At 78.2% G+C, this 14,824-nt stretch carries 13 protein-coding genes; 3 read left to right on the forward strand and 10 right to left on the reverse strand.

Annotated elements, in window-relative coordinates:
• Positions 1–4: 4 nt before the first annotated feature.
• The 6 genes from ACFO3M_RS12525 to ACFO3M_RS12550 all read right to left on the reverse strand — a co-directional run bounded on the left by ACFO3M_RS12525 (position 5) and on the right by ACFO3M_RS12550 (position 5,568).
• Entirely contained in the window at positions 5–853 is an 849-nt protein-coding gene (locus tag ACFO3M_RS12525) for an ABC transporter permease (RefSeq protein ID WP_387988927.1), read from the reverse strand.
• A complete protein-coding gene (locus ACFO3M_RS12530) occupies positions 850–1,812 on the reverse strand; it encodes an ABC transporter ATP-binding protein (RefSeq protein ID WP_387988928.1) in 963 nt (320 codons plus the stop codon). The genes ACFO3M_RS12525 and ACFO3M_RS12530 overlap by 4 nt, the downstream gene beginning before the upstream one ends.
• Positions 1,809–2,903: a hypothetical protein gene (locus ACFO3M_RS12535; RefSeq protein WP_387988929.1), complete on the reverse strand. Its 1,095-nt coding sequence runs from the start codon at positions 2,901–2,903 to the stop codon at positions 1,809–1,811. Before ACFO3M_RS12535 ends, ACFO3M_RS12530 begins: the two co-directional genes overlap by 4 nt.
• The gene (locus tag ACFO3M_RS12540) at positions 2,887–3,396 is read right to left on the reverse strand and encodes a sigma-70 family RNA polymerase sigma factor (RefSeq protein WP_387988930.1); all 510 of its coding nucleotides are present in this window, start codon (positions 3,394–3,396) and stop codon (positions 2,887–2,889) included. The genes ACFO3M_RS12535 and ACFO3M_RS12540 overlap by 17 nt, the downstream gene beginning before the upstream one ends.
• Positions 3,397–3,565: 169 nt before the next feature.
• A complete protein-coding gene (locus ACFO3M_RS12545; protein ID WP_387988931.1) occupies positions 3,566–4,156 on the reverse strand; it encodes a TetR/AcrR family transcriptional regulator in 591 nt (196 codons plus the stop codon).
• Positions 4,156–5,568: an amidase gene (locus tag ACFO3M_RS12550; protein ID WP_387988932.1), complete on the reverse strand. Its 1,413-nt coding sequence runs from the start codon at positions 5,566–5,568 to the stop codon at positions 4,156–4,158. Before ACFO3M_RS12550 ends, ACFO3M_RS12545 begins: the two co-directional genes overlap by 1 nt.
• Positions 5,569–5,704: 136 nt before the next feature.
• On the opposite strand from ACFO3M_RS12550, the gene ACFO3M_RS12555 reads away from it, so the two are divergent.
• Complete coding sequence (locus ACFO3M_RS12555) at positions 5,705–6,907, forward strand: cation:proton antiporter (RefSeq protein WP_387988933.1); 1,203 nt, start codon at positions 5,705–5,707, stop codon at positions 6,905–6,907.
• A 10-nt stretch (positions 6,908–6,917) separates the two neighbouring features.
• Here ACFO3M_RS12555 and ACFO3M_RS12560 read toward each other — a convergent pair whose 3' ends face one another.
• The 3 genes from ACFO3M_RS12560 to ACFO3M_RS12570 all read right to left on the reverse strand — a co-directional run bounded on the left by ACFO3M_RS12560 (position 6,918) and on the right by ACFO3M_RS12570 (position 10,422).
• Positions 6,918–8,324, reverse strand: coding sequence for an ATP-binding protein (locus ACFO3M_RS12560; RefSeq protein WP_387988934.1), 1,407 nt, complete (start codon positions 8,322–8,324; stop codon positions 6,918–6,920).
• A gap of 91 nt (positions 8,325–8,415) precedes the next feature.
• Positions 8,416–9,744: an alpha-amylase family glycosyl hydrolase gene (locus ACFO3M_RS12565; protein WP_387988935.1), complete on the reverse strand. Its 1,329-nt coding sequence runs from the start codon at positions 9,742–9,744 to the stop codon at positions 8,416–8,418.
• An 81-nt stretch (positions 9,745–9,825) separates the two neighbouring features.
• Positions 9,826–10,422, reverse strand: a complete 597-nt coding sequence (locus tag ACFO3M_RS12570; RefSeq protein WP_387988936.1) for a hypothetical protein — start codon at positions 10,420–10,422, stop codon at positions 9,826–9,828.
• A 260-nt stretch (positions 10,423–10,682) separates the two neighbouring features.
• On the opposite strand from ACFO3M_RS12570, the gene ACFO3M_RS12575 reads away from it, so the two are divergent.
• Positions 10,683–13,367, forward strand: a complete 2,685-nt coding sequence (locus tag ACFO3M_RS12575; RefSeq protein ID WP_387988937.1) for a winged helix-turn-helix domain-containing protein — start codon at positions 10,683–10,685, stop codon at positions 13,365–13,367.
• A gap of 160 nt (positions 13,368–13,527) precedes the next feature.
• Positions 13,528–14,007, forward strand: coding sequence for a DUF7144 family membrane protein (locus ACFO3M_RS12580; protein WP_387988938.1), 480 nt, complete (start codon positions 13,528–13,530; stop codon positions 14,005–14,007).
• 227 nt (positions 14,008–14,234) lie between these two features.
• On the opposite strand, the gene ACFO3M_RS12585 is transcribed toward ACFO3M_RS12580, so the two are convergent.
• Complete coding sequence (locus tag ACFO3M_RS12585; protein ID WP_387988939.1) at positions 14,235–14,822, reverse strand: potassium channel family protein; 588 nt, start codon at positions 14,820–14,822, stop codon at positions 14,235–14,237.
• Positions 14,823–14,824: the final 2 nt, after the last annotated feature.

Below are 14,824 nucleotides of genomic sequence, written 5' to 3' on the forward strand. Positions count from 1 at the left end.
ACGGCTACAGGTCCCGGCGGGAGAACGCCATCCCCGCGAGCCCCAGGACGACGGCGACCCACAGCGCCGCCCACGCCAGGTAGGTGGCGGTGAGCGGGGCCTCGCCGAAGAACGGCGACCCGCCGAGCTCGGTGAACTGCCCGACCAGCGTCGGGTCCTGGAAGGCGTTCATCGCCCCGCGCCACAGCCCGTCGGTGGGCAGCAGCATCCGCGACACCGCGCCCACCCGCGCGACGCCCTCGTTGCCCAGCGCGTCGCCGATCCCGCCGACGACGCCCGCGATCCAGGTGGCGCCGAACAGGCCGACCGCCACCACGCCCGAGGCCATCGGCGAGATGACCGTGGACAGCAGCAGGGCCAGGGTGAGCAGCACCGCGGTCTGCGCAGCGAGCAGCGCGAGCCCCACCAGCGGCCGGGGCGGCCAGTACCCGACCGTTCCCTGGACGACGACGAACTGCGCGAGCCCCGCCAGCGCGACGAACGCGCTGCCGAACGCCACCAGCCCCAGCCACTTGCCGACCAGCACCGCCGAGCGGCGGACCGGCCGCGCCAGCACCGCCAGCGCCGCCCCGGACTCCACCTCCCCGGAGACGGTCGGGCCGGCGAGGAACGCCGTCCCGAGCGCGGCGATGAGGCTGTAGCCGAACATCACCAGGTTGAGCACGGTCGACGCCGCGATCCGCGCCTCCCCGCTGGTCAGCCCCCCGAACTCGGCGTCCAGCCGGGCGAAGCCCCACGCGGACAGCCCGAGCAGCGCCAGCGTGAGCACCGCGAGGGAGCGCAGCACCTTGCGCCGCGCGGCCTCGCGCAGGGTCAGGCCGGCGATCGTCAGCACGACGCGGGCGGTGCTCACGACTGGGCCGCCTGACCCGAGCGGAGGACGTCGAGCAGCCGCTCCTCCAGGCTGATCCGCCCCGGCTCCACCGCGTGCACCCGGACGCCGAGCGCGACCAGGTCGGCGACCAGCGCCGGCACCACGGCGTCGGCGTCCTCGGGCAGCGTGACGGTGAACCGGTCGCCGCTGCGGGTCAGCCGGCCGGTGGCGGCCAGCCGCGCCTCGGCGCGGGCGTCGACGCCGTCGAGCCGCAGCCGCACCTCCCGCTGCCCGAGCAGCTCGGCCAGCGTCCCGGCCGCCGCGACCCGCCCCCGGTCGAGGATGACCACGCGGTCGCAGACCCGCTCCACCTCGCCGATCAGGTGCGAGTTGAGCAGCACCGCGACGCCGCGCTCGCGCAGCGACAGCACGACGTCGCGGACGTCCACGCGGCCGAGCGGGTCCAGCGCGCTGGTCGGCTCGTCGAGCACCACCAGCTCCGGGCGCGCCACCAGCGCCACGGCCAGCCCCAGCCGCTGCTGCATGCCCTTGGAGAAGCCGCCCACCCGGTCGCCGGCGCGGTCGGCCAGGCCGACCAGCGCCAGGACGTCGCGCTGCTCGGCCCCCGGCACCGCCGCGCCGGACAGCCGCACGTGCAGGGCCAGCACCTCCGCCGCGCTGAGCCACGGCTGGTAGCGGAACAGCTCGGGCAGGTAGCCGACGCGGGCCCGGGCCTGCGGGTCGCGCGCCGGCCGCCCGAGCAGCAGCACCTCGCCGGCGTCGGGCCGGACGAGGCCGAGCAGCATCTTGATGACGCTGGTCTTGCCCGCGCCGTTGGGCCCGAGCAGCCCGAGCACCTCGCCGCGGCCGACGGTGAAGGACACACCGTCGACCGCGGTCCGCCGTCCGTACCGCTTGCGCAGCCCCTGGCACCAGACCGCCGGCGACGGCGGCAGCTCGGCCAGCAGCCGTTCCGCGGCGGCGGTCGGGGAGGTCACTCCGACAGACCCCGGGCGACGGCGAGCACCTCGTCGGCGCCCAGCGACCCGGCCACCGCGGTGACGACGCCGTCGGTCACCCACACCACGCCGGCCACCGAGCCGTCCCGCGAGGTGAGCACCGTGGCCTCCTCGCCGTCGACGTCGGCGGTCGAGCTGGTCGCCAGCCCGGCCGGCACCGGCAGCGGCAGCGTCGTGCCGTCGCCGGAGAAGGACCGCAGCTGGGCGGCGAGGTCCTCGGGCAGGCCGGGCAGCGACAGCAGGTAGTCGCGGGCGGTCCCGAACGGGATGCCCGAGGACTCGGCGGTGGGGGCGACGACCCGGGCGACGACCAGGCCGGGCGCGCCGCTGCCGCTGGTCCAGACCGCGGCGACGCCGGGACCGGCGGTCAGCCGGAACCGGCCGCCGTCGAGACCGGCCGGCGGGGGCGGCAGCGTCTCCCCGGACGCCGCGGCCGCCTGCGCCGCCCGCTCGGCGGAGAAGGTGAACTCCACGGCCGCCCGGTCACCGACCTGGTAGGACGGGTCGCCGCCCACCCCACCGGGGAGCTCGTCGACCCGCGGGACGGCGAGCCCGGTGACGTCCTCCGCGGCGGCGGCGTCGGCCACCGGGCGGACGTCGGGCTCCTCCAGCACCTGCGCGGTGCCGTAGGCGGACAGGTCGGGCAGCGCCACCAGGTCGGCCTGGGTGACCGTGACCGGCGCGATCTCCTCGGTGCGGAAGACCTGCAGCCAGTCCGCGGCGGCGGCCGCGCCGGCGCCGGCGAGCAGCGCGACCACGCCGACGGCGGCCACGAGCGGGCTGCGCAGCCGCGCGCGCCGGCGGCGGACCGGGTCGGGGGCGGCCACGCGGCGGCGCTCGTCCAGGGTGACCGCGGACGACAGGCGGTGCCAGGCGGCCCCGGTGTCGGGGGCGGTGTCGGCGGCGGTGTCCGGGGACAGGGCCGCGGAGACGGCGGTGGCGTCGCGCTGGGCGGCGGCCAGGCCGGTCAGGCACGTGGCGCAGCCGGCGACGTGCTCGCGGTCGGCGTCGGGGACACCGGCCGGCTCGTCCACGAGCCGGCGCAGCGTGCCCTCAGTCGGATGACGCATGGCGGGTCAACTCCTCGCGCAGGGCGGACTCGGCGCGTCGCACGGTCGTGCCGACGCTGCCGGGGGACAGGTCGAGGGCGGCCGCGACCTCGGCGTAGCTGAGGCCGCTGTGCCGCAGGACGAGCGCGACGGCCTGGCGGCGGGGGAGCCGGGCCAGGGCCGCCCGCACGCGGCGGCGCTCGTCCAGGGTGACGACGTCGTCGGCGACGTCGGGCACCGCGGGGTCGGGGCCGCCGGCCGCCTCCTCGCGGGTGGCGCGGCGGCGGCCGGAGCGGAGGTGGTTCAGGGCGGTGTGGGCCGCGGCGACCGAGAGCCAGCCCGGCGCCTCGCCGGCCGGCACCGTGGTGCGGGCGAAGGAGAGGAACACCTCCTGGGCGACGTCCTCGGCGCCGTCCCGGGAACCGAGCACCCGGGCGGCGACGCCGACCACGCGCGGGTAGGAGGCGCGGAAGACCTGCTCGAGGTCGGCGCGGACCGCTCCCCGTCCCGACACGGCCCCGCCGTCCTCCCGATCCGCCCGGCCCACCCGCCGGCTCCGGCCGGCCCGGGACAGGACGGCCGGCACGGCGGCCGCCGGTGCGGGGACACCGTGCCTCATCGCGCTCACGTCCAGGGAGCACCGCCGCGCCCGCGGATGTGACACGGCGGCTCCGGGACCGGGCTCAGGTGTCCTGACGGAGGTGGGCGACGAGCCCGTCCAGACCGGGGAGCTGGTAGCTCCAGAAGCCGGCGACCAGTGCGCGGCCGTGGTCCCGGTCGCGCGCCGTCCGCAGGATGCGGGCCAGCGCGCGGCGGGTGTTGTCGAAGACGAGGTCGAGGAGCTCCCGCTGCTCGGGCGTCGGCCGCCGGCCGAGGGAGCGCTCGGCGTGGCCGACCAGGCGCCGGACGAAGGCGGCGGGGTAGCCGGCGAACGGCGTCCCCTCCGCGCGGTCGAGCAGCACGGCGACGGCGAGGGGGTGGTCGAGCCAGAAGCCGAGGAGCTCGTCGGCCGGGGCGCCGTGGGCGGATCCCTCGGCGAGGGCCGCGACCCGGGTGTCGAGCAGCCGGTCGTGGCGGGCCGGCAGGTCCGGCGGCACCACCGCGTCGAACAGCGCCTGCTTGGAGCCGAAGTACCGGTACACGTTCCCCGGGGCGGTGCCGGCCAGGTCCCCGATCGCGGCGACCGAGGTGCCGGGGTAGCCGTGCTCGGCGAAGCAGCGCAGGGCGGCGTCCTCGATCCGCGCGCGCACCTCCGGCTTGAGGACCTGGGCCATCACCGCGCTCCCGGAGCGGCCGGCTCCGGTGGCCGGACGTCGGCCCACGGAGCGGCGCCCTCGAGCTCGAGGGCGAGCTCCAGCAGCATCCGGTCGGCACCGGGCCGGGCGGCGAAGTGGATGCCGACCGGCAGCCCGTCGTGCCGGCCGAGGGGGACCGACATCCCCGGGCACCCCGCGACGTTGTGGATCGGCGTGTACCCGACGGCCTCCTCGGTGCGGCGGATCAGCGTCTCCCGGCCCGCGGAGGGGGACAGGTGCCCGACCGGCCAGGAGGTGCGGGCGAGCGTCGGGCTGAGGACGACGTCGCAGTGCTCGAACAGGCCGAGGTAGGCGCGGGTGGCGTCCGCGAACGCGCGCCCGGCCCGCGCCGGCCCGTCCGGGCCGAGCGACGAGGCCCAGTCGATCAGCTCGAGGGTGAACGGCTCCAGCTCGTCCGGGCCCGGTGGCCGCCCGAGCAGCGGGACGGCCGCGCGGGCGACCTGGGCCATGGTCAGGGCGGCGGCCGTGAAGAAGCCCCGGCTCAGCTCGGGGCCGTCGACCTCCGGCGCCGGAGCGACGTCCACGACGTGCCCGAGCGACGCGCACAGCGCGGCTGCCCGGTCGAGTTCGTGGCGGACGGCCCGGTCGGGCTGCTCCCCGAGCAGCGTGGGCGCCAGCACCGCGATCCGCAGCCGGTCGGCCGGCGGCCCGGTCACCCGGCCGACCGGTGGGTGCACCGCCCCGGGGCCGCGGCGCTCGGTGACCGCGAGGAAGGCCGCGCTGTCGCGGACGGACCGGGTGACGACGTGCTCGACGAGCAGGGCGCCCAGTCCGGGCGCCTCCGGGCCGGTCGGCTCGCACCGCCGGTTCGACGGCTTGAACCCGAAGACGCCGGTCAGCGCGGCCGGGACGCGGAGCGAGCCGCCGGCGTCGCTGCCGTGCGCCATGGGGAGGACACCGGCGGCGACCAGCGCGGCGGAGCCGCCCGAGGACCCGCCCGCGGACAGGCCCGCCCGCCAGGGGTTGGCCGTCACGCCGTGCAGCGCCGTCTCGGTGCTGCCCAGCAGTCCGAACTCGGAGCTGGTCGTCGAGGCGACCACCTGCACTCCGGCCTCCCGGACGGCCGTGGCGTAGGGCGAGTGGCCGGGTGCGGGAGCGGTGGCCGTGAGGCGGGAGCCCATGGTCCAGGGCAGCCCGGGCCATGCGAGCAGCTCCTTGACCGCGAACGGCACGCCGGCGAGGGGACCCCGTGCGGTCCCCTCGCCGGGCGCGGGGGCGGCCGGGGCGGCGACCGCGTTGAGGTCGCTCCGCTCGGCCAGCAGACGGCGGGCCGCCTCGGCCAGCTCGGCGGCGGTGACCTCGCCGTCGCGCACGAGGCGGGCCGTGTCGAGGGCGTCCCAGCAGCGGTACTCGGTCAGCGACAGCGTCACGGGGCCAATCGTGAACGCATCGTTCGCGTTTGACAACGGGCCGGCGACCGGCGCCGTCGGCGGGGGCGCCGGGACGCTTCCCCGCGGGCGGGAGCGCGCGGGAGGATCGGCCGGCACCCGGGCGAGGGGAGTACGGGTGGACGACGTCGTGGTGATCGACACCCTGGCCGCGGTCACGGCCGTCTCCGTGCTCGCCGCCGTCCTCGTCGGGCTGTTCCCGCGGCTGCCGGTGCCCCAGGTGGTGCTGCTGCTCGCCGGCGGGATGCTGCTGGGCCCCTCCGCACTGGACGTCGGCACGGCGCAGGACGTGCGGGTGCTCGCCGACGTCGGGCTGGGCTTCGTCTTCCTGCTCGCCGGCTACGAGCTCGACCCGCGGCTGTTCCGGGAGGACGCCGGCCGCCGGGCGCTGCTCGGCTGGACGGTGTCCCTGCTGCTGGCGCTCGGCGTCGTGGGCCTGCTGCACGCCGGGGGCGTCGTGGAGGCGTTCCTCCCGGTGGCGCTGGGGCTGACCACCACCGCCCTGGGGACGCTGCTGCCGGTGCTGCGGGAGAAGGGGCTGCTCGCCGGCCGGCTCGGGCGGTACCTGCTGGCCGCGGGCGGCGTCGGGGAGCTGCTGCCCGTCCTCGCGATCGCGGTGTTCCTGGGCAGCCAGGGCCGGGTCGCCGCGCTCGTGTCGCTGGGCGCGGTCGCCGCGCTCGCCCTCACCCTCGGCCTGCTGCGCCGCGGCGTCCGGGACGGCAGCCGGCTGGCCCGGGCCGTCGTCGCGGGCCAGGACGCGACCGCGCAGATCACCCTGCGCGCCACCGTGCTGCTGCTGATCACGCTCATCGCGGTCACCGAGCAGTTCCACCTGGACGCGGTGCTCGGGGCCTTCCTCGCGGGGATGGTGCTGCGGCGGTGGGTCGGCGGGGCCGCGCCCCAGCTGGAGGCGAAGCTCGACGCGGTCGGCTACGGCTTCTTCGTGCCGGTGTTCTTCGTGGCGTCGGGCATGGCGCTGGACCTCGGCTCGATCGCCGACGCGCCGCTGCGGCTGGTGCTGTTCTTCGTGCTCATGCTCGCCGTCCGGGGCGGCCCGGCGCTGCTGGTCTACCGCCGGGTGCTGCCGCTGCGGCAGCGCGCGCAGACCGCCCTGGTCAGCGCCACCGCGCTGCCGGTGCTGGTCGCGCTCACCGAGATCGGCCTGCGCAGCGGCCACATGCTGCCGGAGAACGCCGCCGCGCTGGTCGGCGCCGGCGTGGTCACCGTGCTGCTGTTCCCGGCCCTGGCCGTCGCCCTGGACCGGCGGCCGGCCGCCCCGGCGCCCGTCCCGGCCGCCGGGGGCCCGGCAGGCCCTGCGTGAGACACCCGGGTCAGTGACGTCCGGGACGCCGGACCGGCAGGCGCACCCGGAGCACCGTCTCGCCGGGCCGCAGGTCGACGTCGATGTCCCCGCCGTGCCGGTCGACGATCCGCCGGGAGATGTCCAGCCCCAGGCCGGTGCCCTCGCCGACGCCGCGCGTCGTGAAGAACGGGTCGAAGGCGTGCGCCCGGACCTCCGGGGTCATCCCGGCGCCGGTGTCGCCGACCTCCACCACCACCGCGTCCCGGTCCACCCGCGTGGACACCCGCAGCGTCCCGCGGTCGCCCATCGCGTGCAGGGCGTTGTCGACCAGGTGGGTCCACACCTGGTTGAGCTCGGCGGCGCGCGCCTCGATGCGCGGCACGCCGGGTGCGTGGTCCCGGACGACGGTCACGCCCGGCGGCACCCGCGGGGCGAGCATCGCCAGGGTGCTCTCCAGGCCCTCGGCCAGGTCGGTCTCCCGCACGGCGGCCCGGTCGAGCTGGGAGTAGGACCGCACCGCCGCCACCAGGTCGGAGATGCGGCGGGCGGACTCCTTGACCTCCGCCAGCAGCCCGCTCGCCTCCAGGCTGCTCGCCACCCACTCCAGCGCGGGCTCGAGCCGGTCGGCCCCGACGACGCCGGCCACCCGCTCGCCCCAGGCGACGTCGGCGCCCGCCCCGCTGAGCGCGGGGGCCAGCGTCCACCCGTGCGCCACCCCCTGCCGGGACAGCCAGTCGGCGAGGGCGTCCTCCCGGTCGGCGACCTCCAGCGGGTCCCCGCCGGGCCGGGGCCCCAGCTCCTGGCGGAGGGTGTCCAGCCGGGTGAACTCGTCGCCGGCGACCGGGGCGGCGGCCAGCCGGCGCAGCGACGACAGCATCGCCGCGTGGGCCTCGGTCAGCGCGTCGACCGCCCGGGTCGCGGCCGCGGCCGGGTTGTTCAGCTCGTGCGCGAGACCGGCGGCCAGCGTCCCGAGCGCGGCCAGGGCCTCCCGCTGACGGGCCATCGTCTCGTAGTTGCGCGCCGACCGGGACACGCCCTCGGTCAGGTACAGCCCCAGCGGGAAGCGGCTGGCCCACAGCTCCCGCAGCGCCGCGGCCGGCACCCGCAGCACCCGCCCGTCCGACGCCGCCCGGCCGGTGGCGAGGTAGGCGCCGTGCTCGTCCCACGCGCGGAAGCCGCCGGCCCAGCGGCCGGGCACGTCCATGACCCCCAGCCGGGTCTCCTCCGACCCCAGGTGGCGGACCAGGTCGATGCTGCCCTCCAGGAGCACCCACCAGGACTCCGCGGGGGCGTTCTCCACGAACAGGACGTCGCCGTCGGTGAAGGACACCTCGGTGCCGACGGCGGCCAGGGTTCGCAGCTGGTCGTCGTCGGTGCCGGCGAACAGCCCGATCCCGCGCAGGGCGGGGACGGCGGGGTCGGTGGTCTCGGTCATCCGGGCGACCTCCTGCCTCCCGGTCTCCCCGGGCGTGCCCGGAGCATGCCGGGCCCGCCGGGGCCCCGACAGGCCCCCGGGCGCGGCGACCTCAGCCGGTGAGGACCGCCCAGCCGTGCGCGGGCAGCTCCACCCCGCCCCGCCCGTCCCGACCGCGGCCGACGGTCGCCGCGCCGGCGAGGACGGCCCCCGCCCCGGGAGCGGGCACGCGCACCGCGGCGTCGGCGAGGTTGAGCGCGACCAGCAGCCGCTGCCCGTCCCCGGCGACGGCGTACACCAGCTGCTCGTTGGCCACGTGCACCTGCCCGGGCGCCGCGGTATGCAGCCAGCGGTGCCGGCGGCGCAGGCCGACCAGCTCCCGGTGCAGCGCGAACGTCGGCGCGCCGAGCGGCGAGAGCCCGGACGGGTCGGCGGGGAACGGCGGCCGGACGGCGTCGTCGCCCCCGGCGCGGTGCTCCTTCACCCCGCGGAAGGCGTGCTCGTCGCCGGACCACACCGCCGGCGTCCCGCCCACGGTGAACAGCACCGCGAGCGCGTGGGGGAGGTGCCGGACGTCGGGCAGCTGGCTGGCGATGCGGGTGACGTCGTGGTTGCCGACGAACGTCCACGGCACGAAGGAGCGCAGGAAGCCGGCGTGCCGCTGCAGCGACCAGGCCAGCTCGAACAGGTTGCGCTCGGCGATCCCGTGCCAGACCGCCTGCCACAGCTCGTACTGGGTGACCGCGTCCAGCCCGCCCTCGGCCACGAGCCGCGGGTAGTCGCCGTGGATGACCTCGCCGACGACGTAGGCCTGCGGGTGGCGGGCGCGCACGGCGGGCAGGACCCGCGCCCAGAACGAGGGCGGCACGGCGTAGGCGGCGTCCAGGCGCCAGCCGTCGGCGCCGCGGTCGAGCCAGTGCGTCATCACGCGGGTGACCAGGTCGACGACGGCGGGGGAGGAGTGGTCGAGCTCGACGAGCAGGTCGTGGCCCTCGAAGACGTCGGCGCCCGGTGCGGTGCCCGGCGTCCAGTCCGGCGGCCAGTGCAGCCGGAACCAGTCCGCCGTCGGGGCGTCGCGCCCCTGCTCGACGACGGCGCGGAACGCGGGGTGGTCGCGGCCCACGTGGTTGAACACGCCGTCGAGCAGCACCCGGACGCCGCGCTCGTGCGCCGCGGCGAGCAGCGCGTCGAGGTCGGCGTCGTCACCCAGGCGCGGGTCGACGCGGAAGTGGTCGACGGTGTCGTAGCCGTGGGTGCCGCTGGCGAACACCGGCCCGAGCGCCAGGCCGTTGCAGCCCAGTGCCAGCAGGTGGTCCAGCCAGCGCTGCAGGTGGGGCAGCCGGTGCCGCAGCTCCCCGGGCGGGAGGGCGGCCGGCTCCGCGCCGGTGAAGGACAGGGGGTGCACCTGCCACCAGATCGCGTCGGTCACCCAGTCCGGCACGTCGCTCCTCCCGCGGTCGGCGGCCCCGGGCGGGGCCCCCGCCACCCTCCCCGAGCGGGCGCGCCCCCGCAGGCCGGGCGCTCAACCGCGGGCCCCGCGCCCCCCGGTGGCACGGACGAGCAGGTCGGCGGCCGGCGTCCGGCCGAGCTCGGCGAGCAGGTCCGCGGCCTCCTCGTCGAGGCGGACGGCCAGCCGGGCGCGGCCGGTCCACGTGCCGCGCTGCCGCAGGAGGGCCCGGCCCAGCGACCACGCCCGGAACTCGGCGACCAGGCCGCGCGCGTCCCCCGGCGGCGTGACCGCGACCCGCCCGCGGGCCCGCCGCAGGGCCTCGTCCCGGTCCAGCACGGCCGCGACGTCACCGGGCAGGTCGGGCCGGGCCGCGACCGCCGCCCGCACGTGCACCAGCGGCGTCGCCGCCACCTCACCGAGCCCGGCGGCGGGACCGGCGAGCGCGGCGGCCAGCAGGCCCGCGGCGGGGGAGGCGTCGTCCAGGACGGACCGGACCAGCCGCACGACCTGGCCGGCCGCCCAGGGGGAGGCGTCCTCGGTGTGCTCGGTGACCGCGAGCACCAGCGCGGTGGCGGCGACGTCGTCCCCGCGCCAGAGCCCGTGCCGGCCGGCCCACTCCCAGGGGTCCTCGGCGGGGTACCAGCGGGGGGAGGGGCGGTGCGGCGTCACCCCGTCCCATCGGCCGCCCGGTGAGGGGAGCTGGAGCCCCCGGCGGCGCCGGTCCCCCGGTCGTGGGAGGGGACGGGCACGTACCGGGCCCTCGGCCGCACGATCCGCCGGGAGGGGGCGCCGGTGACCTTCGGCTCTGAGGTCCCGCAGAGGGGACGGCCAGGCTGGGGAAGGGGACCGGTCGCACGCCGGCCCGGTAGGCGCCCAGAGGGAGGCCCGGCAACGGGGGACGGCCTGCACCGCACGCGGGAGGACGCGTCATGGCGAGTCTGTCGCCGATCCACGCGACCGGGTCGGGGACGGCGGTGCCTGCCGCTGCGCGGCCCGGCCCGGCCCTGCTGGCCTCCAAGCTCACCCCGCCCGAGCCCGGGGACGCGACGGTCCTCCGGCCGCGGCTGACCACCGCGCTGTCCCGGGCCGTGCGGCGGTCGCCCCTGACCCTGGTCAGCGGGCCGGCGGGTTCCGGCAAGACGGTGCTGGCGGCCTCGTGGGCGCGCGGCCGGCCGGACCACGGCCCCGTCGCCTGGCTCACCCTCGACGACTACGACGACGCCGCGGCGTTCTGGAGCTACGTCGTCGGTGCGCTGGAGTCGGCGGGGCTCGCGCGCAGTGGCCTGCCGTCCCTCGAGCCCGGGGAGCCGGAGCCGTCGTGGTTCGTCCCGTCCCTCGCCGGGCGGGTGGCCGCGCTGCCCCGGCCGGTGACGCTGGTGGTCGACGACGCCGACCACGTGCGGGACCGGTCGATCGCCACGGGGCTCGACCTGCTGGTCCGGCACTCCGGGGGCGGGCTGCGGCTGGTGCTGTGCGCCCGCGCCGACCCGCCGGTGCCGCTGCACCAGTACCGGCTGACCGGGACCGTCTCGGAGATCCGCGCGGGGGAGCTGGCCTTCACCCCGGACGAGGCCGGGGAGCTGTTCGCCGCGATGGGGGTGCCGGTGTCGCCGGCGGTCGCGCGGACGCTCCACGCGGAGGCGGAGGGGTGGGCGGTCGGCCTGCGGCTGGCGGGTGCCGCCCTCGCGCAGGGGGTGTCCCCCGAGCACCTGGTGACCTCGCTCGCGCGGGACGACGGCAGCGTCGCGCAGTACCTGTCCGCGGAGGTGCTGCAGCGGCAGCCGGCCCCGGTGCGGAGGTTCCTGCTCCGGGTCAGCGTGACCGCGGAGCTGTGGCCCGACCTCGTGGACCGGCTGTGCGGGCGGCCGATCGGCCGGCGGGTCCTCGCGGGGCTCGCGCGGGCCAACGCCTTCGTCGAGGCCGCGCCCGGCGCGCCCGGCGGGTACCGCGTGCACCCGCTGTTCCGGGAGGTGCTGCAGGCCCAGCTGGCCTACGACCACCCCGGTGACGTCGCCGCCCTGCACCGGACCTGCGCCGACTGGTACGCCGCCGCGGGCCGGGTGCCCGAGGCGGTCGGGCACGCCGCCGCCGCGGAGGACTGGCCGGTGGTCGCGCGGCTGCTGGTCGACGACCTGCTCGTCCCGCGCCTGCTCGCGCACGGCACCGACCCCGCCCTGCACGGGGTCCGTGCACTCCCCGCCCGGTTCCCCGGCCCCGACGCCGCCGTGCTCCGGACCGCCGTCGCCCTGACCGACGGGGCCGCGCCCGCCGCCGCCGACCTCGCCGACGTCGCGGCGGCCCGCGAGGAGGAGGGGTCCCGGCCGGCGCTGCGCGTCTCGGCCGCGCTCGCCTCCCTGGCGACCGCCGCCGTCTCCGGGGTCCCCGCCGGCGCCCGGCTCACCGAGGCCGACGGCGCCGCTCCGCTGCTGGCCGCGCTGCCGGACGACGACCGGCGGGAGGGCGCCGCGGTGCTGGGTGCCCTCCGCGCCGCCGCGGCCCTCGGCACCGACGAGCCGACCGGGCAGCTGGTCGCCGGGTTGCGCACGGCGGCGGTCGCCGCCCAGGCGGCGGGCTCGCGGCACCTGCGCAGCGGCACCCTCGCCTCCCTGGGCCTGCTCGAGGCCCTCGAGGGCCGGCTGAACCACGCCGTCGAGCTGGCCGGCGAGGCCGAGAGGCTCGCGGCCGGGGAGGGCCGGGACGACGCCGCCCGCGAGCCGGCGTCGGCGACCGCGCTCGCGTGGACGCACCTGCGCCGCTACGACCTCCCCGCGGCCCGTGAGTGGCTGGGCCGGGCACACGCCCGCGCGCGGTCCCGGGGTGACGGCGCGGCCGGCGCCGCCCACGCGGAGCCGCTCCTCGCGGTGCTGCAGAGCCAGCTGCTCCGGCTGCGGCACGAGTACGACGCGGCGGAGCGGTGCCTGGGGCCGCACCTGCGGGGCCCGCGCCTGCCCCGGTGGGTGGCCGAGCCGGTGATCGGCGAGGTGGTCCGGCTCGCGGTCGCCCGCGGGCACGTGACCGAGGGGCTGTCGATCCTCCGGGAGACCCGGGGCGACGAGCCGTGGAGCCGGCGGCTGCGCGCGACGGTCGACCTCCTGTCCGGCGACCCGACGGCGGTCACGCCGACCGAGCCGACGGGGACCAGGGCGCCGGCCGCCGTCGTCGAGGCCCAGGTCATCCGCGCCTGCCAGCTGCTGGAGGCCGGCCGCGCGCCCGCCGCGGTGGACGAACTCGCCGAGGCCCTGGAGACGGCCCGGCCCGAGCTGCTGCGCTGGCCCTTCGTCGACACCCTGCCCCAGGCCCGGCGGCTGCTGCGCACGCAGGCCCGGCTGCAGGGGCCCGCCGCCTGGCTGAACCCGTCGGCGGCCGCGCCGCACCCGGACGGGACCCGCCCGGCGGCTCCCCGGGAGGTGCCGGACGTGGTCCAGGAGCTCAGCGACCGGGAGACCGAGGTGCTGCGGCACCTGGCGGGGATGCTGTCCACGGCGGAGATCGCGGCGACCATGTTCATCTCGGTGAACACCGTCCGCACGCACATCCGCAGCATCCTGCGCAAGCTCGCGGTGAGCCGGCGCAACCAGGCGGTCCGGCGGGGCCGCGAGCTCGGCCTGGTCTGACCTCCCGGCGGCGCGTCGCCGCGGCGGGAGGCGGCCGGGTCATGCAGGGCGGACGATGCCGCGCGGTCCGCCGGGGCCCACGCTGCTGCCGCACACGCCTCCGGTCCCGCGTGCCGCACGGGCCACCGGGACCCGGGGCCGGACCGAGGAGGAGAGGCACGTGACAGACACCTCGCGCGCGGACGCGACGTCGGCGACCACGTCGGTGCCGCGGCCCCGCCACGAGCAGCGACCCCTCGAGGAGCGGCCGCCCAGCGGCTGGGCGGGCTGGGTCGTCTTCGCCGGCGTCATGCTCGTCATGCTCGGCACGTTCCAGGTGATCCAGGGGCTCATCGCCGTCTTCGACGACGGCTTCTACCTGGTCACGCAGTCCGGCCTGGCGGTGAACGTCGACTACGACGTCTGGGGCTGGACGCACATGGTCATCGGCGTCGTCGGGGTCGCGACGGGGCTCGGCCTGCTGGCGGGCAACACGGCCGCCCGCGTGGTCGGCGTCTGCATCGCGTTCCTGAGCGCGCTGGTGAACCTCGCGTTCATCGCCGCGTACCCGGTGTGGTCGGTCCTCATGATCACGATCGACGTCATCGTGATCTACGCGATCACCGTCCACGGGCGGGAGCTGAGGTCCGACCACCGCTGACCGCCGTCGCGCGCGGGGGTGCCCGTCCCGGGACGGGTGCCCCCGCCGTGCCGTGCGGATCGTCCGCGTGGGGGGACGTGGACCGGCGGCCCCGCGGCGACGGAGGGGCCGACCGCCGTCCACCCGCACGCCCCGGGGCGGGGACGACCACGGACGTCCAGCACCCGACCGACGTCGACCGGCCCCCCGGGTGGAGGGCCGGCTGCCGGCCTGGTGAGCGGGCCGGGTCAGCCGTCCCGGCCGGGCGCCGGGCTCCCCGCCCGCGCCGCCCGGCGGTGGTCCACCGCGCCGAGGAACAGCTTGAGCACGAGCCCGATCAGCACGAGGTCGCCGACCATCAGCAGCGTGGTGAGGACCCGGGCGACGGGGCTGACCGCGCTGATGTCGCCGAAGCCCACGGTGGCGAACACGGTGACGACGAAGTAGACGCCGTCGACGCGGTCCAGCGGCTCGCTGAACGCGCGCGGGTCGCTGCCGGACAGCTGCACGAAGGCGGTCGCGAACAGCAGCAGGAACAGCGGCAGCGACAGCGCGATGCCCTCGACCGCCCGCAGCCCCGGGTGCCGGGAGCGCAGGATCGCCCGCACCTGCACGACGACCAGCACCCCGACGGCGAGGACGCCGGCGCCGAGCGCCAGGACCGTGCCCACCGTGAACGGCCGGTCGAGGGGGAGCAGGGCGTAGACGACGAGCAACCCCGCCGTCGTGAGCAGCGTCCGCGCGACGCCCCGCAGCAGCGCGCCACGCCCGGGCGGCAGGACCGGCGGTCCGGCCGTGGGGCCGGGGCGCGACCCGGCGGCTGCGGGACTCGCCACGG

Source organism: Geodermatophilus arenarius (genome assembly GCF_042654585.1).
GTDB classification, from domain to species: Bacteria; Actinomycetota; Actinomycetes; order Mycobacteriales; family Geodermatophilaceae; genus Geodermatophilus; species Geodermatophilus arenarius.

What these genes read in the sequence shown, in the direction of transcription:
- ACFO3M_RS12575 (WP_387988937.1), top strand. Translation starts at nt 10,683, where the DNA reads ATGGCGAGTCTGTCGCCGATCCACGCGACCGGGTCGGGGACGGCGGTG.
- ACFO3M_RS12535 (WP_387988929.1), bottom strand. Translation starts at nt 2,903, where the DNA reads ATGCGTCATCCGACTGAGGGCACGCTGCGCCGGCTCGTGGACGAGCCG.
- ACFO3M_RS12560 (WP_387988934.1), bottom strand. Translation starts at nt 8,324, where the DNA reads ATGACCGAGACCACCGACCCCGCCGTCCCCGCCCTGCGCGGGATCGGG.
- ACFO3M_RS12545 (WP_387988931.1), bottom strand. Translation starts at nt 4,156, where the DNA reads ATGGCCCAGGTCCTCAAGCCGGAGGTGCGCGCGCGGATCGAGGACGCC.